The sequence below is a fragment of the Fictibacillus sp. Mic-4 genome, assembly GCF_049843615.1.
In the GTDB taxonomy this organism is placed as follows: domain Bacteria; phylum Bacillota; class Bacilli; order Bacillales; family Fictibacillaceae; genus Fictibacillus_A; species Fictibacillus_A gelatini.
Map to the genome: position 1 here is coordinate 16,600 of NZ_JBBHZM010000028.1, position 24,456 is coordinate 41,055.

Genomic DNA, 24,456 nt, shown 5'->3' on the forward strand with positions numbered 1-24,456 from the left:
ACAAGATATAAAGTTAACTATAATAGCAAGATAGGCGGTGAATTCATGCGTTATTATACCATTGGAATGGCCGGGCATATCGACCATGGGAAAACAAGTTTGACGAAGGCGTTAAGCAATGTCGACACCGATACGTTAAAAGAAGAAAAAGAACGAAAAATTACGATTGAACCGGGTTTTGCGCCATTCCCATTGACCGAAGATATACATACTTCCATTGTCGATGTACCTGGACATGAAAAATTTATCAGGCAAATGATTGCAGGGGTGGCTGGTATCGATCTCGTATTGCTAGTAATTGCAGCCGATGAAGGGGTCATGCCGCAAACGCGTGAACATTTTGAAATTCTTTCTTTTCTCGGGATTGAGCGAGGTCTCGTTGTCGTTACGAAAATCGACAACGTGCAAAAAGACATGTTTGAGCTACTAAAGGAAGACATTCATGATTTAATAGGAGGCACCCCGTTTGAAGCCTTTCCAATTCACTTTGTTGACAGTCTTTCAATGAAAGGGATTGATTCATTAAAGTCGTCTATTTTAAACCAGCTTGAAACGGTAGCGCAAAGAAAAAGATCTGGTCCTTTTCGCATGCCGATTGACCACGTATTCACCGTTAAAGGGCAGGGTACTGTCGTCCGCGGAACTATTTTTGAAGGGTCGGTTGGACAGGGGGATCGCCTCGTTCTCGAACCAAAAGGAAGTGAAGTTAAAGTTCGGCAGCTTCAAGTTCATCGCCAATATCAAACAAAAGGAATGGCAGGACAACGGGCGGCTCTAAATCTTTCTGGGGTGTCACATGAAGAGATTAAGAGAGGAGATGTGCTTATATCAGCACATTCCTTTATTACAAGTGACACGATTGATATCCGTTTGAAAACCGTGAAGAACGTAAAACCGTTAAAGCAGCGGGCACCGATTAAGTTTTATATTGGAACCGCCGAGATGATAGGAAAAATTGTTTTTTTCGACCGCAATGAATTGCTGGAAGATAATGAAGCCGTTTTTTGCCAGGTTCGATTACATTCCCCCGTTGTCGCTAAAAGAGGCGATCGTTTCATTATACGAAGACCGTCACCGGAAGAGACAATAGGTGGCGGTGAAGTAATAGAACCGGCCGGTGAAAAATACCGATTTGGCTACGAGACGATTAACCGATTGAAAGCAAAGTGGGAAGGTTCTCCGGAAGATCGTATAGAAGACATGCTTAAAAAGCATAAACTTTTGACCTTAAAAGAGTTGGAGCAGTCTACTAGCTTACAAGGAAGCGAATTGGTGAACACATTAAAAACAATGCAGGACGAAGCGATGATCGACAAAATTGATAATTCGTATTACACCCTTCTTGTTAGCATTGCTGATTGCAAGAAATGCACATGTGAAAGAATTTTGTCTTATCACAAAGAACATCCTTTAAAAATAGGGATGCCAAAGGCTGAACTGATTCAAGAACTTAAAGAAGAATATCCGGAAAGGCTTATAAAACACTGTTTGCATCAGTTGCTTAAGCAAGACGAGATTTCAATGAGCGATCAATATGTAAAAGAAACGGCCTTTCACCCTTCTTTTCCGAAAAAATGGGAGAAGAGGATGAATTCAGTAGTAAATGAACTCTATACGCAAGGCTTGCAAGCCGATTCGTTCACGAACCTCTACAAAAAGGCGCAGTTGCCGCAAGAATTGTTTACGGACTTTAAACATTTTTTAATACGGGAGAAATTAGCTGTTCCACTTGAAGAAGACCTTTTCCTTCATATAGGAGTTTTCGAAAAAGCAGTTTTTCAATTAAAAAAGGAGTTCCCTGGAGAATTTACCATTCAGGAGGCAAAGTCCGTTTTGAATTTATCTAGGAAGTATTTAATCCCTTTTCTTGAATTGCTGGATTACAAAGGAATAACAGAAAGAGTTGAAATGAAGCGCCATTGGGTGATGAAAACCGGAGATGAATAATTTCATCTCCGGTTTTCTAATTGTCCGTATAAACCTTCCTTTATTACTGCAAACTAATGTAGTAACATGTAATGCCTACTCTGGAGGTTTATAAAAAATGAATCTTGCTAATATTTTAACGATCATCGGATTTTTTGCTGTTGTCCTCGGCATACTCGTCACGATCATTATGCTTGTTTATTTTTATATTAAAGACCGCAATCAAAAAGAACATCCGACGTTAAGAAATTTTCCGGTGCTCGGCAGAATGCGTTATTTTTTGGAAAAAATCGGTCCGGAGTTTCGCCAATATTGGTTTAATAGCGATACGGAAGGAAAGCCATTTTCCCGCGATGATTATGAACATATTGTTAAAAGCGCGAAATATAAACGGGATATCGTCGGATTTGGTTCAAAAAGGGATTTTGAAAAGGAAGGATTTTACATAAAAAACTCGATGTTCCCCAAACTGACCGAAGAATTGAAAATGGATCGCGAAACGAAGGTAATGACGAAAAAATATGTTTTAGTAAACGAAACGTTGTTTACACAGCGGAAAGAGTACTTAAAAGATGAAGAAGCGGACGCAAATTTGCTTCATCCGGATGATGCTGTCATTATTGGAGAGAAGACGCAATATCCATTTGTCGTTAAAGGGCTAGTTGGAATGTCTGCTATGAGCTTTGGCGCACTTGGAACCAATGCCATCACCGCATTGTCTGAAGGGCTAGCAATTGCGAAAGGGACATGGATGAATACGGGTGAAGGCGGCTTGTCCAAGCACCACTTAATAGGCGGTGTTGACATTATTATGCAAATTGGTCCCGCGCTTTTTGGAGTCCGGGATAAGGAGGGCAATTTCAATTGGGACGCATTAAAGAAAAAAAGTGAAATCCCGCAAATTAAAGCGTTTGAATTGAAACTTGCACAAGGAGCAAAGGCGCGTGGAGGGCATATTGACGGCGACAAGGTGACGCCAGAAATTGCAGAAATCCGGATGGTCGAGCCGTATAAATCGATTGACAGCCCCAACCGTTTTAAGGAATTTGACAGCTTTGAAAAGTTATTTGACTTTATGGAACAAATCCGACAGTTTACGGGGAAGCCGGTAGGAATGAAAGTTGTCATCGGAAGCTTCAGTGAAGCGGATGAATTGGCAAGTCACATGAAACAATCCGGCAAAGGCCCCGACTTTATTACTGTTGACGGCGGGGAAGGCGGGACAGGGGCAACTTACCAGGAGCTGGCCGATAGTGTCGGGCTCCCGATAAAGTCGGCGCTGCCAATTCTTGATGCCGCATTAATCAAGCATGGTGTCCGAGATCGGGTAAAAATCATTGCTTCAGGAAAATTGTTCACGCCTGACCGGGTTGCGATCGCACTTGCGATGGGGGCCGATTTAGTTAATATTGCACGCGGGTTTATGGTCTCAGTAGGCTGCATTCAAGCGCTCCGTTGCCATTCCAATTCTTGTCCGGTTGGAGTGGCGACAACTGATCCGGATTTGCAAAAAGCACTTGTCGTTGAAGAAAAAAAATACAGGGTGGTTAACTATGTGTTAACACTAAGGAAAGGGCTGTTTCGTTTAGCTGCAGCGGCAGGAATTGATTCACCTGTTCATTTTCGGCGTGAACACATCATGTATAAAGATGACAAAGGAATCGTCACCCCTCTTGAAGACATTTATCAAAAAATCGTTCAACAAGGAAAGGATGCCGGGTAACCCGGCATCCTTTCTAATTGTTGCTCTTGCCAGATTTATTAAAATAGTACAAGTTAATTTTTTATTTTTTGTTTAACCCGTTCAATAGAGGGAAATGATAGTGATAACTTGCTAAAGGGAGTGAAGAAAATGGAAGTTAATTTAACGGCCGAGGAAGTCATTACCCAGATTAAGCAATTGGACAGGAATGGAGAATCACTAAAGAAGAAACAGGTGAAGGAAAGCCACCCCGAGTTGATGCGAAGCGCGCTGTATTATTATCCAAGTTGGCAAGATGCAATCGAACGAAGCGGAGTGAGTTGAGATAAGAAGGAACCAGCTGTTTGGCTGGTTCCTTCTTAAATTATAGGACATTCAAAAGAGTGCCTTCATATGATGTTACTGTACCAATAATAGCGGCTTCCTCAATTCCGTTTTCTTTTAGCCGCTGGACATACTCAAGGCCTTCTTTTTCCGGCAAGCTGACAAGAAGCCCTCCTGACGTAACGGCATCACATAAAATCATTTGTTCAATTTCCGTAAGTTCCGGATTATATTTTACAAGTTCACGAATCCATTTATGGTTCGCTTTTGTTCCGCCGGGGATGACTCCGTTGGTAGCTAATTCTTTAGTTCCGGGCAATATTGGAACGTTTTCAAATCTGATCGTAAATGTGACATTATCGCTGCCTTTTGCCATCTCGCTGGCATGACCGAGCAGTCCGAACCCTGTAATATCAGTAACGGCATTCGGATGAAGCCCCTTCAAACATTCTGCCGCCGTCTTATTCAATTGGGCCATTGTTTCGGTTACTTTTAAGAGTTGCATATCACTTAGCATGTCCCTTTTTATGGCGGTTGTTTGAATGCCGACACCGATTGGCTTTGTTAAAACGAGGACATCTCCCGGTTTGGCTCCGATGTTTTTATGCACGTTATCGGGATGAACGAACCCTGTTACGGAAAGGCCAAATTTTGGTTCTTGATCATCAATAGAGTGGCCGCCGACGATGATGGCTCCGGATTCCTTTACTTTATCTGCAGCTCCTTTTAGGATGTCACTGAGTATATCAGCCCCGAGCGCCTTTATTGGATAGCCGACAATGTTCAACACCGTTTTCGGAACCCCGCCCATTGCATAAACATCACTCAATGAATTAGCCGCGGCGATTTGTCCAAACATGTAAGGGTCATCGACAATAGGGGTGAAAAAGTCAACCGTCTGAATGATTGCGAGTTCATTTGAAATTTTGTAAACGCCAGCATCATCGGATGTTTCTAAACCGACAATTAGATTTGGATCATGTTCTCTTTCTGGTAAACGGCACAAAACTTGCGCCAGGTCGTCAGGACCAATTTTACATCCTCAGCCGCCTTTTGACGAAAGTGTAGTCAGGCGAATTCGATCACGATCAGTCATTCATCCGCACCTCCCTGATTGGAACTCTTTTTTAGTATAAACTATTTTTTTTATAAAGTGCGAAAGGTTATACTATAAGAAATAGAAAAATAAAAGGAGTGAAAAGCAAATGTCATTAAAAGTAAAAATCGAATTTTGCATGATGTGAAACTATGCGCCAAAAGCCGCGAGTCTCGCGGAAGACCTGTTCAATCATTTCCGGGCGGAGATCGCCTCTATCGAACTGATTACGAGCAAGGGAGGCGTGTTCGAAGTCACTGTAAATGGCTCGAACATTTACTCCAAAAAAGAAACAGGGAAATTCCCGGATCATTCATTTGTGATTGATGAAATGAAAAAGCTGCAAGAAGAATAGCGCATCCTTACCGGGTGTGCTATTCCCAGGGGGAGGGGGTCATCATTGTCAAACGTATTGCGAAGCTTGCCGGCTGTTCATACTGTCTTAAATGATCCGCGCTTGCGTGAAATTGTTCCGAAACATATTGCCGATTCCACAATAACGAAATGGGTGCAAGAAGAACTTTCCCATTTGCGGCAGCAAATTCTTCAGCCTTCATTTCAAGAAAAAGCAAGCAAAGAAGATTTTCTAACGCTTATTATTGAACATATGAAAGAGAAAATAGAGTTAAAGAATGATGTCTCTTTAAAAAGGGTCATTAACGCAACGGGCATTGTTTTACATACGAATTTTGGCCGGGCGCGCTTAAGCACTGAAGCAATCGAGCATATTGTGCAAGCGGCGAAAAATTATACAAATCTAGAGTATGATATTCATAGTGGAAAAAGAGGTTCACGGCACGATTTACTTGAAAAATTGATTTGTGAAGTATTGGGAAGCGAAGGGGCGATCGTTGTAAACAATAACGCTGCTGCCGTTTATTTTGTTCTAAAAGCATTCGCGAAACAGAAAGAAGTAATCATCTCCCGCGGAGAGTTAGTCGAAATCGGGGGGTCCTTTCGTGTGTCATCCATTATGGAGGAAAGTGGGGCAAGACTGGTTGAAATCGGGACAACCAATAAATCACATATCGTCGATTATGAAAAAGCGATTACAGAGAATACAGCTATATTAATGAAAGTCCATACGAGTAATTTTAAAATCATCGGATTTACAAAAAGTGTCCCAACTGAGCAATTAGTACGATTAGCAAAATCCCACGATCATATTCTCGTTTATGAAGATTTAGGAAGCGGGGCATTTTATCCATTTAGAGCGGCCGGAATAGGGGAAGAACCGCTTGTTTCGGAAGTTTTATCATCAGGTGTTGATCTTGTGACGTTTTCCGGGGACAAGCTGTTAGGAGGACCACAGGCGGGCATTATCGCTGGAAAGAAAAAATATATTGACCGGTTAAAGAAGCACCAGCTAGCACGTGTCTTAAGAGTGGATAAATTAACACTTGCCGGACTGGAGGCGACGATCAAAGCGTATCAAAATAAGGTAAAAGCAAAGCAGCTTCCGGTTGTAAGAGATATTTTAAAAACGGAAGAAGAACTATTGGGACTATTAAAGCGAATGGTTGAAAAGCTGGATTCAAGGAACATCACTTATTCAATTGAAAAAGATTTTTCCATGGTAGGTGGCGGAACAATGCCGGGCGTTCAACTGCCAACCTATGTGTTAAAGCTTTCGCATGAAAAAGTTTCCGCTAATGAAATGGCACAAAGATTACGAAATCAGCCGATCCCTATCATCGTCCGGATAAAAGATGATCATTGCCTCATTGACCCGAGAACTGTAGCCGAAGAAGAAGAAGAGGTCATCATTCGGACGCTCAATAAATGGTAACAAAAGCCAACTAAATGGTTGGCTTTTGTCATGCTGATATTTACGATCCTTTTGCCTGTTTTTGGCGCGTATGATTTCTATTCTTCACTTTTTTTGAACCATCGAGAGGCTCGGGTTGCGTTTCATATTGCCCTTTTGGGGAATTTCTGCGAATGTCTTTAAAGGTGTTTCGTTCAGCCATTTTATTACCTCCATTTAAAGAAACTGGAATAATTTTTTGATACATATGGCATAGTAACATGTATCCAACAATAGGAAAGGAAGATGTATTTATGCCATACCATAAAGACAAGCAACAAGCATTTCAAGCTGCACAGCAGGGCTATACACAGGCCCTTCAGGCTTATTCCCATGTTGAGCAAAATCATCCTGAATATGGAAGGCGAATGAAAGAATTTCGCCAGGAGGTAGAAGAAGCTCTGCAGCAAATTGAAAATGCAATGGAAGTTGCCTCGGAACATCAACGTGAACGGCTTGAACAATATCGAAATGAATTGTATTCAATTGCGGATCAAACCCATACAGAGTAAACTACTGTCTTTTTTTCGTTTTTTTATTGTTTTGACGTTGTGCTTCAGTTAAAGGTTCATTAGGCATGCTTAATTGTTCATTTCCAAATTCCATATTGTATCCGGCTCCCTGTCCCTGGCTACGGGCGGCATTCATGCCGGGACGAATATGATTTGCTTTATGGTTAGCCATGAAATCACCTCCATATATAGTTTGTCCTTATTTTCTTTTAAAAGCACTCCCTCTTTTTGGAGGGCTTTTCATATTGAGGTTATAAGAGTTGCTTATGACCTTTGATAACATTTATGTACTTTACTTATGAAACACATTTTCGTATGATAATAAAGGAAGCAATTGAAGAAAATTTATTGTGTTACAAAAAGACATAATTTCGACAATTTTTCTTCCGTTAGTGTATGATTGTAATGAAGAACGAAGGCAGCTTTTTATGGTGGCAGCATTCGATTTGTTTGTTGTGCCCCAATGAGCCTTTGTCAGCAAGACAAGGAGGAATGGATAATGTCTAAAAGTAAGAATGACATTTTCAATGCGCGTGCGACCTTCAGCGCAAATGGAAAAACTTACAACTATTATCGATTAAGTGCTTTAGAAGAAGCAGGAGTAGGGAAAATTTCCAAATTGCCTTATTCCATTAAAGTGTTATTGGAATCCGTCTTACGCCAGCATGACGGAAGAGTCATTGTAAAAGAACATATTGAAAACCTCGCGAAATGGGGAACAGACGAAGTAAAAGATATCGACGTTCCATTTAAACCTTCACGCGTTATTCTTCAGGATTTTACAGGGGTTCCTGCAGTGGTTGACCTTGCGTCTTTAAGAAAAGCAATGAAAGATATGGGCGGAGATCCATCGAAAATCAACCCTGATATTCCGGTTGACCTTGTCGTTGACCACTCTGTACAGGTTGACAAATTCGGTACGAACGACTCGTTAGCATACAATATGGACCGTGAGTTTGAACGAAATGAAGAACGGTATAAGTTGTTAAGCTGGGCTCAATCTGCTTTCGATAATTATCGTGCTGTCCCTCCGGCAACTGGTATCGTCCACCAGGTCAACCTTGAATATTTAGCATCTGTTGTTCAAAGCATGGAAGTCGATGGCGAGTTAGAAGCATTCCCGGATTCTCTAGTCGGTACTGACTCTCATACGACGATGATTAATGGCCTTGGTGTATTAGGCTGGGGCGTAGGTGGAATTGAAGCAGAAGCAGGCATGCTCGGACAGCCTTCTTACTTCCCAGTACCAGAAGTAATCGGCGTGAAGCTTGTTGGTTCACTTCCAAACGGCACAACAGCAACAGACTTAGCGCTAAAAGTAACACAAGTGTTGCGCCAAAAAAATGTTGTCGGTAAATTTGTTGAATTTTTCGGACCGGGTCTAGCCGAAATGCCGCTTGCAGACCGCGCTACCGTTTCCAACATGGCGCCTGAATATGGTGCAACTTGCGGTTTCTTCCCTGTTGACGAAGAATCGCTTAACTACTTAAGACTTACTGGCCGCAGTGAAGAACAAATTAAGTTAGTTGAAGAATATTGCAAAGCTAACGGCTTGTTCTATACCCCGGATGCAGAAGATCCGATCTTTACAGATGTTGTTGAAATCAATCTTAATGAACTTGAAACGAATCTTTCCGGCCCAAAACGTCCGCAAGATTTAATTCCGCTTTCAAAAATGAAAGAATCGTTCAATAAAGCGCTTGTAGCGCCTCAAGGAAATGCAGGCTTTGGCTTGACAGCTGATGAAATTAACAAACAAGTTGAAGTAAAACATCCAAATGGCGAAACTTCAACAATGAAAACCGGATCAGTTGCGATCGCAGCGATTACAAGTTGTACGAATACATCTAATCCATATGTAATGTTAGGAGCCGGTCTCGTTGCGAAAAAAGCAGTTGAAAAAGGCCTTAAAGTCCCTGGATATGTAAAAACATCGCTCGCACCTGGTTCAAAAGTTGTTACAGATTATTTGGCAGATGCCGGACTAATGCCATATTTAGAGCAACTAGGCTTTAACCTTGTAGGTTATGGTTGTACAACATGTATCGGAAACTCTGGCCCGCTTTCTCAAGAAGTGGAAGAAGCAATTGCTAAAAACGATTTGACAGTTGCTTCTGTATTGTCAGGTAACCGTAACTTTGAAGGGCGGATTCATCCGCTTGTAAAAGCGAACTATCTTGCTTCTCCGCCGCTCGTCGTTGCTTATGCATTGGCAGGAACGGTTAACTTTGACATGCAAAATGATTCTTTTGGTAAAGATAAAGACGGAAATGACGTTTACTTTAAAGACATTTGGCCATCTGCTGAAGAAATTAAAGAAGCGATGAACAAATCCGTTAAACCGGAATCGTTCAAAAAAGAATATGAACGCGTATTTGATGAAAATGAACGTTGGAATGAATTGAAAACAAGCGCTGATAAACTTTACAATTGGGATCCAGAATCAACATATATTCAAAACCCGCCGTTCTTTGAGAACCTTTCAGCTGAGCTTAAAGAAATTAAGCCGCTTGAAGGACTAAAGCTTATTGCGAAATTTGGCGATTCTGTAACGACAGACCATATTTCACCAGCGGGTGCCATCGCGAAAGATTCTCCTGCCGGAAAATACTTGCTTGAACATGGCGTCGAGCAACGCGACTTTAACTCTTATGGTTCCCGTCGTGGTAACCATGAAGTCATGATGCGCGGTACGTTTGCGAATATTCGTATCCGCAACCAGATTGCACCGGGAACTGAAGGCGGTTGGACGACATACTGGCCTACAAATGAAGTAATGAGCATTTACGATGCCGCTATGAAATATAAAGAGGATCAAACAGGTCTTATCGTTATTGCCGGAAAAGACTACGGAATGGGAAGCTCTCGTGACTGGGCGGCAAAAGGTACAAACCTTCTTGGCATTCAAACCGTTCTGGCGGAAAGCTTCGAACGTATTCACCGCAGCAACCTTGTATTAATGGGCGTATTGCCTCTTCAATTCAAAGATGGCGAAAATGCCGAAACACATGGTCTTACTGGCAAAGAAACATTCACCATTCAAATTGATGAAAATGTGAAGCCTCGTGACCTTGTAAAAGTTACAGCGGTTGATGAAAATGGCGTCGGAAAAGAATTCGAAGTCATCGCTCGTTTCGACAGTGAAGTAGAAATCGATTACTATCGCCATGGTGGCATCCTGCCAATGGTATTGCGCAACAAACTCGTTGCAACAAAATAAGTTTATTTCTATAAACAGCTCTCTTTTTGAGAGCTGTTTATTTTTTAATTCTATTTTCTAAAAATTGAATAAAAATGTTGGGATTTGTCGATAGTATATATAAATGAATATATTTGGAGGAAAAAGAGAATGAGGAAATTTCGCAAAATATCATTCAAAGATCTCGTCAATGAAAATAAACGTCAATTGCTAAGTGACCACGAAGAAATGGAACGAATTGAAAAAAAGTTAGAGGATAAACATTCCAAGAATGCCTGAAGAAACAGAACGCGATTCTGTTTCTTTTTTTGTGTAAAAACAAATATTAATGACTAAGGAGGGGAAAAGCATGAGTAATCCGAAAAAATTTCCGAAATATTTTGTCCCGAATCATTTAGGAACACAGCCAAGGGACGGCAAAGGCAATAATGGAAGACAGATGGCGAATAAAAGCAATGAACAACCGAATTATATTCCTCCTAAAGGATAAAACAAAAAAAGACCTGGGTTCAGGTCTTTTTTATGTATTTACTATAAGAGATGAATAAGTTAAGTTATTAGTAGACAGAATATTTTGGAATTTCGGAGGCGAGAAGCTATGAACCATTATCGAAATGTATTTTATGCGATCGGTATATCAGCATTTACCATTTCCTTTTTCTTTACTTTATTTTTCGCCTATAAAGCGATGCAATTTGATCAAATAATCGAAAAAAAAACGAAAGCGAAAAAGACGAATGCCCATTATGTTCTCATTTCAGAAGAATTAAATAATGAATATTGGCGTTTAGTCGAAAAAGGGGCTAAGGCCGCAGGACGCCGCTACCATGTTTCCATTGAATATAACGGGCCATTACAATCGAATCTATCCGAACATATGAAATTGATCGATATGGCTATTTCCTCAAAAGTAGATGGAATTATTACACAGGGGCTTAGTGAAGAAAAATTCACTCCTCTTATAAATAAAGCGATGAAAAAAGGGATTCCGGTCATTACAGTCGATACAGATGCTGCAAAAAGTAAACGAGTCTCTTATGTAGGAACGGATAATTATCGCTCCGGCTATTTGGCAGGAAAGGCATTAATCGCTGGAACAAATGGAAAAGCGGTTGTTGGTATCATTACAGGAAGTTTTGAAGCGAGCCATCAAAAATTGCGTGTAGAGGGATTTAAGGATGCAATTAAAAATAAACCCGGAATTAAAGTTGTAGATATTAAAGCATCAAACATTACGAAAGTCCAGGCTGCGGAAAAAGCGAATGAGATTCTTTCGGAACATCCTGATGTAAACGCCTTCTACGGAACGAGCGCATTAGACGGGCTGGGAATTGCCCAGGTCATAAAACGACAAGGGCATGAGAAAAAAATTTATATTATCAGTTTTGATACACTACCCGAAACACTTCAATTAATGAAACAAGGGATCATTCAGGCGACGGTTGTACAAAAGCCATATAAAATTGGATATGAAAGCGTGAAATTGATGCATGAGTTTAAAAAGGGGAGGCACATCCCTTCGACGATACATACGGATACAGGCATTCTCTATCAGAAGGATATAGCGAAAGGGGATGTCAGTCCATGATGAAGATTCGTACGAAGATTTTGCTATATTCAATGGTTTTTGTTTTATTACTGAACGGGGTTGCTTTTTTTCTATACCAAAACAGTCAAAAATCGATTGTACAATATAATAACATTTTAAAAACATTTTTCCTTTTAAATACCATTTCACAAAAGACAAATGGTATGTATCAATCATTAAATGCTTATGTCACGGATCGCTCACCAGATTTATACCGTCAATATAAAAAAGAGCGGGAAGCTTTAGTTGAAGGAAAGAGCCGGTTACAAGCTGAAATCAGTTTCCGCGGGGAATCGATGACGCTCGAAAACTACGCCAATTTAATTTCAAGTTTGCTTGAAGAGTGCACAGTCGTAATGAATGCCTATAACGATCAGAATTTAAACGTCTATTCGGAACATCTTACCGAAGCATCAAAAATTGCCCGTTATATACAGGAGGTTACATTATCGTTGATCAATCAAGAATTAACGGATTACCAATATTTTTATCATGATATGAACATGAAAAATAATTATTTTCGCTCATTGGGCATTTCCATTTTTAGCTCCACCATATTATTCAGCACATTATTGGCAATATGGTTTTCAAAAGGGATTACAAGGCCGATAAGCCGACTGTCAAGGGCGGCGGAAGAAATTGCTTCAGGCAATTTTGAGGGCAAAGATGTTTCAACGTCAACAAAAGACGAATTAAGCTTTTTAGCCGAAACGTTTAATTCCATGAGAAAAAATATACGTAGGCTCATTCAGGAAATTAAAGAAAAATCTGAGCTAGACAAGCTTTTAAAGGAAATGGAGCTAAAAAGTCTGCAAAGCCAAATTAATCCTCATTTTCTATTTAACACTCTGAATACGGTTTCTAAAATGGCATATATTGAAGGAGCAAAGCGGACAAACGAACTTATTGACTCTGTCTCGCATTTACTTAGATACAATTTAAAAAGTCTTGACCAGCCGACAACATTAAAGGAAAAAGTCGCTGTTGTCCAAGAGTATTTTTTTATTCAACAAACAAGATTTGGGGAACGCGTCAAGTTTCAAATGGAGGTTGGCGAAGAATGTTTATCGGTTGCGGTGCCGGGCTTGACCTTGCAGCCAATTGTTGAAAATGCGTTTATTCACGGAGTTGAATCTTACGAGCATGGCGCATGTTTAGCGCTGAAGATTTTTAAAACGGGCCTTGAAGTCGTCGTCGAAGTGATTGATAACGGAATAGGGATGGATGAAAAAACAGTTAAAACAATTTTGAGATCAGATGAAAAAGAGAGCGGAATAAAAAGAAATAACGGTCATTCTACTGGCCTTGGCATGAGGAACGTCATTAAAAGATTAGAGTTGTTTTATCAACAAAAAAATATGGTTGAAATTGAATCTATCATAAAAAAAGGAACAACGATACGTCTTAGACTTCCACTCGATAGACAAATAAGGGGATAGAAAGATGGTTAAAGTGATGATTGTAGACGATGAAGTTTTAGAAAGACAAGCGTTAAGGCTGATCATTACGAATGAAATTAAGGAAGCTGAAATTGTCTGTGAGGCTGAAAATGGCCGAAAAGCGATTGAGCTAGCAAAGAGGCTCAGGCCGGATTTAATTTTAATGGATATAAAAATGCCCGGGGTCGATGGGTGTGAAGCCGTAAATCAAATCATAAGCGAAGCGCCAAAGACCAAATTTATAATGGTCACAGCCTTTGACGAGTTTGAGTATGCAAGAAAAGTGATGAAATATGGGGTGAAAGAATATTTACTGAAGCCCAGCCGAAACTATGAAATAGTTCAGGCAATTGAACGGGTAATTGCTGAAATAAAGGCTGAAAGAATGGAAAGAGAAGAATATGAACGGCTTCAGGTGAAATTTAAGCAAGCTTTAGCTTTTGCGCCATCAAATGTAATTGCTTCGGTATTAGACGGCCAAAACGAAACGGATGATCTTCAACTTACAACGAATGCCTTAAATAAGGCGAAAGACTACATTAACTCCCATTATACAAAGGCCATTTCACTTGAAGAGGTGGCTGAACATGTTCAATTAAGCACTTTTTATTTTAGCAAACTGTTTAAAGAGCGCTTTTCTGTTACGTTTATTGATTATGTGACAATCCTTCGAATTGAAAAAGCGAAAGAACTGATCAAAAAAGAAGAACAAAGTTTGAAAGAAATTTGTTTTAATGTCGGCTACAAGGACCCGAACTATTTTAGCCGCGTCTTTAAAAAAATAACCGGAATGTCACCAAGAGAATTCAGGCAACGGCAGCTGAATATCAGTTAAAGAAGCCGAAGGAGACTTTGGTTTATTGTTGTTTAGACCACAAAAAAGTGAAGGATTTCGCAAAAGAGTGAAGGAAATAGCGAAAGAGAATTCTGAATGTTCGTGATATAGTGTTTGTGTAAGGGTTTTCAAGATAATTGTTAAGCTCGAACCGATTACATATTCCGTTTAAAGGGGGAAATAAGAATTGAAGAAAAAATGGTTCGCCTTTCTTTCATTCATGCTTGCACTATCATTGTTACTAGTTGGATGTAATTCCGATCGAGCGTCTAAAAGTGGGGGCAATGGGACTAGACTCGATATTTTTAGCTGGTGGACAGGTGCTGGTGAAGAAGATGGATTGAAAGCGCTCATTAAATTGTTTAAAGAAAAGCATCCGGAAGTTAAAGTTGAAAATGCGGCAGTTGCGGGTGGAGCCGGAACGAATGCAAAAGCGGTACTTGCGAGCCGGATGCAGGGGAACGATCCGCCTGCAACATTCCAGGTTCATGGCGGCGCAGAACTTAATGATGGCTGGGTAGCCGCTGGTAAGATGAAGCCGCTTAATGAGCTGTACAAAGAAGAGGGCTGGAATGATAAATTCCCAAAAGAATTAATCGATCTTGTCAGTAAGGATGGAAACATTTATTCCGTTCCGGTCAATATCCATCGAGGAAACGTGCTCTGGTACAATAAACGGATTTTTAAAGATAACGGCCTTAAAGCTCCGAAAACATTTGCTGAATTTTTCAAAGTCGCCGACCAATTGAAAGCAAAAGGGATTACACCACTGGCTCTAGGTGATAAAGAGCCGTGGACCGCAACTCAACTTTTTGAAGATGTTTTACTTGGAACGCTCGCCCCTGACGATTATAAAAAGCTGTGGACAAAAGAAGTTTCGTTTGATGATCCGAAAGTGAAAGAAGCCGTCAAAACATTTAAGAAAATGTTAGGCTATATTAATAAAGATCACAGCTCTCGCAACTGGCAAGATGCATCGCAACTGGTTGGAAAAGGGGAAGCCGCCATGAATATAATGGGGGATTGGGCAAAAGGGTATTTTGTCAATGATCTAAAGCTAAAAGTCAATAAAGACTTTGGCTGGGTAACGACGCCAGGCACGCAACATTCGTTTATGGTCATTACGGATACATTCGGTTTGCCGAAAGGAATTAAAAATGAAGATGATGTGATGAAATTTTTATCATTGTTAGGTTCTGTGGAAGGACAGGATACATTTAACCCGCTAAAAGGCTCGATTCCTGCCCGGATCGATGCGGATCCGTCAAAGTATGACGCATATGGACGACTAACGATGAAAGAATTTAAAAAAGCGCGCATTACCCCGAGTTTGGCACATGGTTCCGCTGCGCCAGAAGGGGTTGTTACAAAAGTGAATAACGCTGTTAACATTTTTGTGACACAACAAAATGAAGCGCAATTTATCGATGCATTAAAAACAGCCGCAAGCGAGTTGAAATAATCGTTTTACATTTTCGGGGACGGGAGAAATCGCTTCCCCGATTTTTTAAGGTTAAATGGAGGGATTGAGATGGAGCCTAAAGTAAAGTCTGCAATGCAGATGAAGATCCAGGTCCGAAAGAAAAAAACAATCGTAGCAAAAGACCGATTATTTTCCTTTCTTTTTATATTGCCGTCCATTTTAGCCATCGCCATATTCGTTTATGGATTTATTGGCTGGACGGGCTATGTTTCGTTAAGTAATTGGAATTCGCAAATCCCGGATTTTTCATTTGCCGGATTAAAAAACTACGTCTCGTTGTTTCACGATTTCCGATTTCAAGCAGATCTAAGGAATACAGCCGTCTTTATGATTTTATTTATTGTACTCGTTCTTGGAATGGGGCTTATGATTGCCGTTTTCCTTGATCAAAAAATAAAGTTTGAAAATTTGTTCCGCAATATTTTCTTTTTTCCAATGGCTTTATCGTTTATTGTTACAGGAGTTGTCTGGCAATGGATATTAAATCCTTCAACCGGAGTCAATCTTTTAATGAAAAAGGTCGGCATAGAGCCGATGTGGTATACCAGTGTTAAAGTCATCCCGGGTGTAGAATGGGGAAAAATACAGGTCGGCATTCCGATTGCCGTCATCGCTGTCGTGATCGCTGCCGTCTGGCAAATGACAGGATTTTCGGTTGCGATGTACTTAGCAGGGCTCAGAGCCATTCCTGACGAAGTGCGTGAAGCAGCTAGAATGGATGGTGCAACGGAGTTTCAAATTTTCCGAAAAATCATCTTTCCATTGTTATTGCCGATTACGATCAGTGTGATCATTATAATGGCCCATATTTCGCTGAAAATTTTTGACCTCATTTATGCGATGACAGGCCCTGGAGCCAATTTTGTTACAGATGTTCCGGGCGTCTATATGTTTGAAACAACGTTCCGTGGAAACTATTATGCAAGTGGTGCCGCGATTGCCATTATCATGCTGCTTTCTGTCGCTATTTTCATTGTTCCATATTTGCTTTCAAATAGGAAGGGTGAGTCTTAATGGTTTTAAAGTCTGTTTATCGTCCGATTCTTTATTTGCTTTTAATCATGCTGGGCCTCATTTTTTTGATGCCGGTATATGTCATCTTAACAACGAGTTTAAAGCCGATTGATCAAATTACGCTAAGTCAAATGTGGCAGCTTCCTTCTTTAATTGATTTTTCAAGTTATCAAATGGCATTTTCAAAACTCGCACCCAATTTTATAAATAGTTTATATTTAGTTATTCCGGCAACCCTTCTTTCCGCTTTGTTAGGTTCTCTTAACGGTTATGTCCTGTCCAAATGGAAATTTAAAGGATCGGATTGGCTATTTACAGCTATATTATTCGGAATGTTTATCCCATATCAAAGTATTTTAATTCCTTTAATCCAATTTTTAAGAACAATTCATTTATACAATACAATTCCTGGTTTAATACTTGTTCATGTAGTATACGGAATTCCTGTAACCACGTTAATGTTTCGAAATTTTTATTCGAGTGTGCCGTATGAGATGATCGAATCCGCCAAAATAGATGGAGCAGGGATATTTAAAATATACAGGCACATCCTGATCCCTCTATCGATTTCAGGTTTTGTCGTCGTTGGCATCTGGCAGTTTACGAACATCTGGAATGAGTTTCTGTTTGCCGTGACGATAACAACCTCAGATCAGCAGCCGGTTATGGTCGCGCTGCAAAATCTTTCAGGCAGCCAAATCGTTCAATGGAATGTGCAAATGGCCGGAGCATTGCTTGCTGCCTTGCCGACATTATTGGTCTATATTGTATTAGGCAAATTTTTTGTCAAAGGACTTTTAGCCGGCTCTGTCAAAGGATAGAAACGGGAGGGATTCTCCCGGGTTTTCTCCTCTATGACCACCATATAATGAAATCTTTGTCGAATACTTGTATAGAGTGAATTGTAGGAGGGTACACGGGTGATTACTGCAGAAATAAAACCATTACCTGTTTCGCCAAGAAAAGAAGACAAAGATCATTTATATAGAGAATTAGAAATTCAAATGCAGCGGCTTGGCCATCTTGTCCCATTTCGGGAAGAATTAAACTGGGAAAATGACATAACAACGATCGATATTGGAAAAAGCGAGACTTTAAATCGGCTTAAGAAAACCGCTGCGAAAAATGACGGAGTATTTCTTTTTTACGCTAAACTTTTTAAAGGAACCGTTTATCAACACATTATCATGCATCCGAATGATAGTGGCTTTTATTTACCTTTTCGCTTTGAGGAACCATTCTTTATTACCGTCAAAAATAAGAAAATTTGGATCGGCTCTTCCATTCGTCTACAAGAAGAATTAACATGGCTTGAAGAGACAATGAAGAATCTTGAAGACGATGAAGTTGTTGACTATTGGAAGACATGGCGGTCATTATGTGAAATTAGCATTGAAAATATGAGTCCGATTTTAATAAAAGGTTAATTGCATATCAAGCTCCATTTTGAGTAAAACTACTGTGGAAACTAAAGCAAAATGGAGGGGTAGCGATGCCAAAACCAGATGACAGAAGCAACAATGTAGAACGACTTCAACAAATGGTTGAAAATACGAAAGAGAATATCGAAGCGGCGAACGAATCGTTAGAAAATACAATGTCCGCTGAGCAACAAGAGCAAATTCGCGAAAAAAACAAGCGGCGCGAAGAAAGCATCCAATCGTTTCAGAACGAAATTGAAGATGAAAAAGCATATCGACAATCACATGAATAAGACCGGACAATTGTCCGGTCTTATTCATGTAGTTACAGGTCGTTATATGGTAAAATAAGTACGGAAAGAGCAGGTGAATAAAGTATTATGTTACGAAATCAAACAGAAATTGACGTTCGATATGCTGAAACCGATCAAATGGGTGTCGTGTACCATGCGAATTATTTAATATGGTTCGAAATAGGAAGGACAAAATTAATTGAGGAATTAGGATTCAATTATGCGGAATTGGAGAAAGAAGAAATTCTTTCGCCTGTAACAGACGTTCAGGTGAAGTATCGAAAGCCGCTGACTTATGGGCAGAAGGCTGTCATCCAAACGTGGATTGAAGACTATAATGGATTAAAAGTAACATACGGCTACGAAATTAGAAATGAACGCAATGAAATTTGTGTGACGGGTATGACATCCCATGTATGTGTGCGAAAAGAAACATTTCGTGCGATTTCTATAAAGAAAAACTTGCCAGCATGGCATGATGCTTATGAAAAAAACAAAAAACCGAAAAACTAAAGATATACTTTTTAAGGCAGATAGAAGTAAGGAATATAAGGGGATAAAAACGTGAAACAAAAAATTGCAAAAATCATTCTTTCCGTGTTGCCGCAAAATAAAATATCCTCATTTGTTGGAACGGTAGGGCGTTCCAGGTTAAGTAAATGGTATGTCAAACCATATGCCAAACATTACAATATTAACTTAAAAGAAATCGAAAAACCTATCGAAGAATATAAGCATTTGACTGAATTTTTTTCTCGAAGATTAAAATACGATGCCAGGCCGATCGATGAGCATCCGTTATCGATTGTTTCTCCTGTAGACGGAGTCGTTTCGCAAGTAGGGAAAATTAGACACGGAACGATCATCCAGGCGAAAGGCATTGATTATTCGGTGAGCAGTCTTCTTGGTGAATCTCCAGGTGAAACAGGATTTGAAGACGGATATTATATGACCATCTATTTAAGCCCGAAAGATTATCACCGCATTCATATGCCGCTAGAAGGTAAAGTGACAAGAAGCACATATATACCCGGACGCCTGTTTCCTGTTAATGAAATAGGCGTCACTCAAGTCAAAGGATTATTTACGAAAAATGAAAGAGTGATCACACACATCCAGACTGAAGCGGGCGAAATGGCGATGGTGAAAGTCGGTGCGTTCATTGTAGGCAGCGTTCAAGTTGCCTATAAAGAAAGTTTTAAAAGAAAAAAACGAACCGTCCATAAAAATACAATGCACACAAAGCCCTATTTTAAGAAAGGTTCCGAAATCGGTCATTTCGAATTCGGTTCAACGGTGATTCTTTTGTTTCAAAAAGAACGGGTAATGATTAACCAAACGATTCAACCGGGAGCTGCCGTTAAAATGGGTGAAAAGATAGGTGAAATCATAAAAAGCTCACGCTAAGTGAGCTTTTTATCATTCAGGTATGTGTATCATCCCATTTTTTTATAAGGAACTTTCAAAAGAATCACCATGCCGATCATGACGAGCAGAAGAAGCGAACCGAGAGCAGCACGACTGGCGATAGCGCCATAGTCAGCTAAAACAAGGGTAATTGTGCCATATAGTAATGGGCCGATGACGGCGGATATTTTTCCAGAAAAGGCAAATAGGCCAAAGATTTGTCCTCGTTTTTTTTCCGGTGTCAATTCAATGATCATCGTCCTCGTCGTCACCCACATGGCACCTAACGAAATGCCGTAAAGAGCCCCCGATATCCAGAAAAAAGAGGCGCTTGTCGAAAAAACGGCGATAGATAACGCGACAATGAGCAACCATGAGACAAAAAATACGGCGCGTTTCGTTCCCGCCATCTTCGTGATGTAGCCAAATATAAATGAACCGACAATACTAAAGAGAGTTGCAACAAGATAAAGGGATATAAACGACTTATTCGAAAAGCCAAAGACCGTTTTTGTATATGGCGCCATCATTGCGATCGTTGTAGCAATGGCATCATTAAAAAAGAAATAGGCAAACATAAACAACAGTATTCCTTTAAGCTTTTTTGCCTCTTTAAAGGTATGATAAATTTCTTTATAACCTTTTAACATTCCGATTTTCCCAGTTTGCGATTGAGCGGGTTTCTCTTTGTAAAAAACCATAATCGGTAAAGAAAAAATAAGAAATAAAAGGCCGCTTAATAAAAAAGCTAAACCGTAGTTTTTTCCAGCAATCGGATAAACGGTAAGACCGAGAATCGTACCTAAATAACCGACGGCGACTCCAAATCCGGATAACAGTGGGAGCTCTTCGTTTGTGCCGATATCCGACATCATCGGATCGTAAAAAATAAGGCTAGATTGATAAAAAAATTTAGCGATGGAAAAAAAGATGATGACCAGCACAATAGATAATGGCAACTGAAAGGCAGTGCCTGAGAATGTAAAACTAGCGAACACTCCCATGAAAATGGTGCAAATAATGGAAATTAAAGCGAAAGGGACGAGGTATTTCTTTTTTCGCCCGGTTTGATCCATCCAAACACCGAATAAAGGCGATAAGAGGACGAGAAAAATGGCGACGATTGCATTTGTATAACTAATTAGCGTGCTAGCGATTTGTTCCATCTGTTTCGTCGTTCCAACAACGTCCGATAAATAAAATGGAAAAAAGATTGTTGTAATATTGGATGAAAAAATCGTATTTGCAAAATCATATAACGCCCATGATAGGACAGGGATAGAAAAATAAAGAGAAAAATGTGTTGGTTTTTTAGGCGATAAATTAAGCTTCGTCTCACTCATTTTTTCACGTCCTTTCCTTTAATTTATATTATTTATCTTTTATTCTGTTTTTTCCTCCTTTTTTGCTAAAAAAGTCCAGACGAGAAGTGCTAAAATGATAAGCGCAAAAACAATATCGGCTAAAATAAAGTACGTTTGATAAGTTGACCATAATATTTTACTGTCGCCTGCTTTTTCTTTTGCTTTTGCCATCCAACGTTTCACTTCGGAATGCTCTGGATAATGTGCGTGAAGCTGTTGGAATTTAGTGAGTGCATCTTTATAATAACCGCCCCAATATAGTTGCAAACCGTCCCTATATAAATCATCCGTTTTCGTTTGTTTATTCTTCGCGCCTGCTTGAAGAATAAATTCTTTCACAGTATTGATTGGGACGGCAAAGTTAAATCCTTGAACTTCCTGGCCGTTTACGGTATCCCCGCGAAAAGTTAAAATTCCAATGACCGTTCCATTCTCGCTAATAACTGGTCCACCGCTGTTTCCATGAGTCGATGGGGCGCTGATTTGAATAACTGGATTTCCTTCATTGGATTTTTTATCGGTGGCACTAATTTTTCCGTCAGTGATAGAAACAACCTTATCAGAATCCTCTGATAGCAAGTCAGAATCAGCGGCAGCCGGATAACCAAAGACCCAGACATTATCTTGAAGGCTAATCTGGTTAGAATCACCGATTTTTAACGTTGGGAAATGATGACCTGCGATTTTAAGGACAGCCACATCTTTTCCTTCACCAACCGGCGCTCCGTAACTTTTAATTTGTCCGTCTTTTTTCTCGCCGTCTGGCAAAATGACTTTTAATTCTTTTTTTACATCTGAATATAGCGTATATTGAAGCATATAGCTTTCAACGATTTTCGAGTCAATTTGAAAATCATTGGACATCTGTTTGACGAGAAGATCGAATGCTTCCTGGACAATTTCAGTTTCATCCATTTTATTCGTTTCGACAACGTGGGCATTTGTTATGATGTGACCGTCTTCACTAATCATAAACCCTGAGCCCGAGCCTCCGACAACGGTTTCGTTGTTCATTTTATTTAAATAATCAGCAACTTCGTAATCGGCTGGATTCGTAAATTGCCATTTGACAACTGCATAATTGACGATTTTGACAACAGCGGGTTTTGCGTATTCGGCTACTTTTTGAGCGGTGCTTATATGCGAAGTATCGGGCTTTATATTGATTAAATAAACAGAGAAGCAAATAGCGCACGATAGCAAAATGCAAATCGGAATTGTAATAAACGCTCTTTTTTTCAACATCGTCACCTCATTTGTTATATTCAAGGGAATAAGAAGTGATATAGTATATTCTTTTTTTTACGGGTGACCATAAGTATTAAAGAATCTATAACAAATGGGCTTATTTTTATGAAAAGTGGTCTAAAATGAGGGCATGTTCACAGTGAATGAGGTTGCAAATTTGAAACTGAAATGATAAGGTTATGTTCGGAATAATTAATTGAAATGACGAGATTAACTCAGTTTTTTTGAAAGTAAAGGAGTAATAACAAATTGACAACATTTAATGAATTAGGTTTAAGTAAGGAATTGTTAAAGTCCATTAATAATATGGGTTTTGAGGAAGCAACTCCGATCCAACGGGATACAATTCCTACCGCGTTAAAAGGAATTGATTTAATTGGACAAGCGCAAACAGGTACGGGGAAGACTGCCGCTTTCGGCATTCCATTAATTGAAAAAATTAATGTCGCTGATCGGAAAATTCAAGGAATCGTGCTTGCCCCGACTCGCGAATTAGCCGTCCAGGTTGGCGAAGAGTTAAACAAAATCGGCCAATTTAAAGGAATTAGAACCCTTCCGATTTATGGGGGACAGTCGATTGTAAGGCAAATTAAAGCATTAAAAAATAATCCTCACATTATTGTTGGGACGCCGGGACGCGTCATTGACCATATCAACCGAAAAACATTAAAGTTAGAAGATGTTCATACTGTTGTTCTTGATGAAGCGGATGAAATGTTAAACATGGGCTTTATCGAAGACATTGAAACGATTTTAGAAAATGTTCCGACTGAAAGACATACAATGCTTTTCTCTGCAACCATGCCGAAACAAATTCAAAAGCTTGCTGAGCGTTTTATGAAAGATGTGCTGATCATTAAAGTTAAAGCAAGTGAAATGACTGTAAGAAGTATCGAACAAGAATATGTAGAAGTGAAAGAAAAGCAAAAGTTTGATGTACTTACTCGATTGCTTGACATTCATTCACCTGAACTTGCGATTGTATTTGGAAGAACAAAGCGTCGTGTTGATGAACTGACAGAAGCTTTAAATAAAAGAGGTTACTCAGCAGAAGGAATACATGGCGATCTCCCACAATCAAAACGCGATATGGTACTTCGCGCGTTTAAAAACAACACGATTGAAGTGCTTGTTGCGACTGACGTTGCCGCACGTGGGCTAGATATTAGCGGTGTTTCACATGTGTATAACTTTGATATTCCGCAAGATCCGGAAAGTTATGTACACCGCATCGGACGTACGGGACGCGCCGGTAAAACAGGGTATGCGATCACGTTTATAACCCCAAGAGAGTTTGACCATCTATACACGATCGAGCGTATTACGAAACGAAAACTCGTTCGACGTCCTGTCCCATCACTTGCCGAGGCTGCAGAAGGACAACAAAGAATCGCCATTGAAAAGCTAATGAGCATGATCGATTCTGAACAAAGCCAACAATATAAGCAGCTTGCCATTGAATTATTGGAGGATAATGATTCAGTAACGTTATTATCCGCCGCTTTAAAGCTCATTACAAAAGAGCCGGATACAACGCCTGTTGAATTGACAGGGGAACCACCGCTCGCTGTTAAAAAGGCGAAAAATCGCAATGAAAACCGTTTTGGCGACCGCAGGCGGCATGGCAGAGACGGCCGGGATAAACGAAGAAACCCGCGAAATGACCGTATGAAACGATCAAGCGGTAGAGATAAATCGTACCGCGCTCCAAAAAGAGTCCGGGAAGAAAATCGAGCCTATTAATGATTGATCGATTAACCACTTTTTGTTATGATTGAAAAAAAGAATAAAAATTGTT

The 24,456-nt window shown here is 39.9% G+C and carries 24 protein-coding genes and 1 pseudogene; 20 read left to right on the forward strand and 5 right to left on the reverse strand.

Annotated elements, in window-relative coordinates:
- Positions 1 to 45 precede the first annotated feature (45 nt).
- The 3 genes from selB (at position 46) to WD019_RS16160 (ending at position 3,952) form a co-directional block, all read left to right on the forward strand.
- Positions 46 to 1,947 carry a selenocysteine-specific translation elongation factor gene (gene selB / locus WD019_RS16150; RefSeq protein WP_425712170.1) on the forward strand — a complete coding sequence of 634 codons (1,902 nt, stop codon included), beginning with the start codon at positions 46 to 48 and terminating at the stop codon, positions 1,945 to 1,947.
- 97 nt (positions 1,948 to 2,044) lie between these two features.
- Positions 2,045 to 3,649 carry an FMN-binding glutamate synthase family protein gene (locus WD019_RS16155; RefSeq protein ID WP_425712171.1) on the forward strand — a complete coding sequence of 535 codons (1,605 nt, stop codon included), beginning with the start codon at positions 2,045 to 2,047 and terminating at the stop codon, positions 3,647 to 3,649.
- A gap of 129 nt (positions 3,650 to 3,778) precedes the next feature.
- A complete protein-coding gene (locus WD019_RS16160) occupies positions 3,779 to 3,952 on the forward strand; it encodes a hypothetical protein (RefSeq protein WP_169729205.1) in 174 nt (57 codons plus the stop codon).
- Between the two features lie 40 nt (positions 3,953 to 3,992).
- On the opposite strand, the gene selD is transcribed toward WD019_RS16160, so the two are convergent.
- Positions 3,993 to 5,048, reverse strand: coding sequence for a selenide, water dikinase SelD (selD, locus tag WD019_RS16165; RefSeq protein ID WP_081412643.1), 1,056 nt, complete (start codon positions 5,046 to 5,048; stop codon positions 3,993 to 3,995).
- 160 nt (positions 5,049 to 5,208) lie between these two features.
- On the opposite strand from selD, the pseudogene WD019_RS16170 reads away from it, so the two are divergent.
- Together WD019_RS16170 and selA are read left to right on the forward strand one after the other, a co-directional pair.
- Positions 5,209 to 5,403: pseudogene (locus WD019_RS16170) on the forward strand (Rdx family protein); the annotation flags it as partial.
- A gap of 45 nt (positions 5,404 to 5,448) precedes the next feature.
- Entirely contained in the window at positions 5,449 to 6,837 is a 1,389-nt protein-coding gene (gene selA, locus WD019_RS16175; RefSeq protein ID WP_425712172.1) for an L-seryl-tRNA(Sec) selenium transferase, read from the forward strand.
- Between the two features lie 40 nt (positions 6,838 to 6,877).
- Here selA and WD019_RS16180 read toward each other — a convergent pair whose 3' ends face one another.
- The gene (locus WD019_RS16180) at positions 6,878 to 7,018 is read right to left on the reverse strand and encodes a small acid-soluble spore protein P (protein ID WP_081412642.1); all 141 of its coding nucleotides are present in this window, start codon (positions 7,016 to 7,018) and stop codon (positions 6,878 to 6,880) included.
- A 91-nt stretch (positions 7,019 to 7,109) separates the two neighbouring features.
- On the opposite strand from WD019_RS16180, the gene WD019_RS16185 reads away from it, so the two are divergent.
- The gene (locus WD019_RS16185) at positions 7,110 to 7,367 is read left to right on the forward strand and encodes a hypothetical protein (RefSeq protein ID WP_425712173.1); all 258 of its coding nucleotides are present in this window, start codon (positions 7,110 to 7,112) and stop codon (positions 7,365 to 7,367) included.
- A gap of 1 nt (position 7,368) precedes the next feature.
- On the opposite strand, the gene sspO is transcribed toward WD019_RS16185, so the two are convergent.
- Positions 7,369 to 7,539 carry a small acid-soluble spore protein O gene (gene sspO / locus WD019_RS16190; RefSeq protein ID WP_081412641.1) on the reverse strand — a complete coding sequence of 57 codons (171 nt, stop codon included), beginning with the start codon at positions 7,537 to 7,539 and terminating at the stop codon, positions 7,369 to 7,371.
- A gap of 327 nt (positions 7,540 to 7,866) precedes the next feature.
- Here sspO and acnA point away from each other — a divergent pair, with 327 nt between their 5' ends.
- The 13 genes from acnA to asd all read left to right on the forward strand — a co-directional run bounded on the left by acnA (position 7,867) and on the right by asd (position 20,046).
- Complete coding sequence (gene acnA, locus WD019_RS16195; RefSeq protein ID WP_425712174.1) at positions 7,867 to 10,587, forward strand: aconitate hydratase AcnA; 2,721 nt, start codon at positions 7,867 to 7,869, stop codon at positions 10,585 to 10,587.
- Positions 10,588 to 10,716: 129 nt separating this feature from the next.
- Entirely contained in the window at positions 10,717 to 10,845 is a 129-nt protein-coding gene (locus tag WD019_RS16200; RefSeq protein WP_081412640.1) for an FbpB family small basic protein, read from the forward strand.
- A 70-nt stretch (positions 10,846 to 10,915) separates the two neighbouring features.
- Complete coding sequence (locus WD019_RS16205; protein ID WP_026677751.1) at positions 10,916 to 11,056, forward strand: acid-soluble spore protein N; 141 nt, start codon at positions 10,916 to 10,918, stop codon at positions 11,054 to 11,056.
- Positions 11,057 to 11,164: 108 nt separating this feature from the next.
- The gene (locus tag WD019_RS16210) at positions 11,165 to 12,154 is read left to right on the forward strand and encodes a sugar-binding protein (protein ID WP_425712175.1); all 990 of its coding nucleotides are present in this window, start codon (positions 11,165 to 11,167) and stop codon (positions 12,152 to 12,154) included.
- Positions 12,151 to 13,593: a sensor histidine kinase gene (locus tag WD019_RS16215; RefSeq protein WP_425712176.1), complete on the forward strand. Its 1,443-nt coding sequence runs from the start codon at positions 12,151 to 12,153 to the stop codon at positions 13,591 to 13,593. The genes WD019_RS16210 and WD019_RS16215 overlap by 4 nt, the downstream gene beginning before the upstream one ends.
- Before the next feature lie 4 nt (positions 13,594 to 13,597).
- A complete protein-coding gene (locus tag WD019_RS16220) occupies positions 13,598 to 14,428 on the forward strand; it encodes a response regulator transcription factor (RefSeq protein WP_026677749.1) in 831 nt (276 codons plus the stop codon).
- A gap of 187 nt (positions 14,429 to 14,615) precedes the next feature.
- On the forward strand, positions 14,616 to 15,890 hold the full coding sequence (locus WD019_RS16225; RefSeq protein WP_425712177.1) for an ABC transporter substrate-binding protein: 1,275 nt from the start codon (positions 14,616 to 14,618) through the stop codon (positions 15,888 to 15,890).
- A gap of 69 nt (positions 15,891 to 15,959) precedes the next feature.
- Complete coding sequence (locus WD019_RS16230) at positions 15,960 to 16,925, forward strand: carbohydrate ABC transporter permease (RefSeq protein WP_026677747.1); 966 nt, start codon at positions 15,960 to 15,962, stop codon at positions 16,923 to 16,925.
- A complete protein-coding gene (locus WD019_RS16235; RefSeq protein WP_026677746.1) occupies positions 16,925 to 17,746 on the forward strand; it encodes a carbohydrate ABC transporter permease in 822 nt (273 codons plus the stop codon). The genes WD019_RS16230 and WD019_RS16235 overlap by 1 nt, the downstream gene beginning before the upstream one ends.
- A gap of 99 nt (positions 17,747 to 17,845) precedes the next feature.
- Positions 17,846 to 18,352: a hypothetical protein gene (locus WD019_RS16240; RefSeq protein WP_026677745.1), complete on the forward strand. Its 507-nt coding sequence runs from the start codon at positions 17,846 to 17,848 to the stop codon at positions 18,350 to 18,352.
- A 65-nt stretch (positions 18,353 to 18,417) separates the two neighbouring features.
- Positions 18,418 to 18,639: a small acid-soluble spore protein Tlp gene (gene tlp, locus WD019_RS16245; RefSeq protein ID WP_026677744.1), complete on the forward strand. Its 222-nt coding sequence runs from the start codon at positions 18,418 to 18,420 to the stop codon at positions 18,637 to 18,639.
- Positions 18,640 to 18,726: 87 nt separating this feature from the next.
- A complete protein-coding gene (locus WD019_RS16250) occupies positions 18,727 to 19,152 on the forward strand; it encodes an acyl-CoA thioesterase (protein WP_026677743.1) in 426 nt (141 codons plus the stop codon).
- A gap of 51 nt (positions 19,153 to 19,203) precedes the next feature.
- A complete protein-coding gene (asd, locus tag WD019_RS16255; RefSeq protein ID WP_026677742.1) occupies positions 19,204 to 20,046 on the forward strand; it encodes an archaetidylserine decarboxylase in 843 nt (280 codons plus the stop codon).
- Positions 20,047 to 20,075: 29 nt separating this feature from the next.
- Here the strand turns inward: asd and WD019_RS16260 are convergent, their stop codons facing one another.
- Both WD019_RS16260 and WD019_RS16265 read right to left on the reverse strand, forming a co-directional pair.
- Positions 20,076 to 21,389: an MFS transporter gene (locus WD019_RS16260; RefSeq protein ID WP_425712178.1), complete on the reverse strand. Its 1,314-nt coding sequence runs from the start codon at positions 21,387 to 21,389 to the stop codon at positions 20,076 to 20,078.
- Positions 21,390 to 21,428: 39 nt separating this feature from the next.
- Positions 21,429 to 22,655: a trypsin-like peptidase domain-containing protein gene (locus tag WD019_RS16265; protein WP_425712179.1), complete on the reverse strand. Its 1,227-nt coding sequence runs from the start codon at positions 22,653 to 22,655 to the stop codon at positions 21,429 to 21,431.
- Between the two features lie 252 nt (positions 22,656 to 22,907).
- Here WD019_RS16265 and WD019_RS16270 point away from each other — a divergent pair, with 252 nt between their 5' ends.
- Positions 22,908 to 24,401 (forward strand): DEAD/DEAH box helicase, encoded by a 1,494-nt coding sequence (locus tag WD019_RS16270; protein WP_425712180.1) that lies wholly within the window; start codon positions 22,908 to 22,910, stop codon positions 24,399 to 24,401.
- Positions 24,402 to 24,456: the final 55 nt, after the last annotated feature.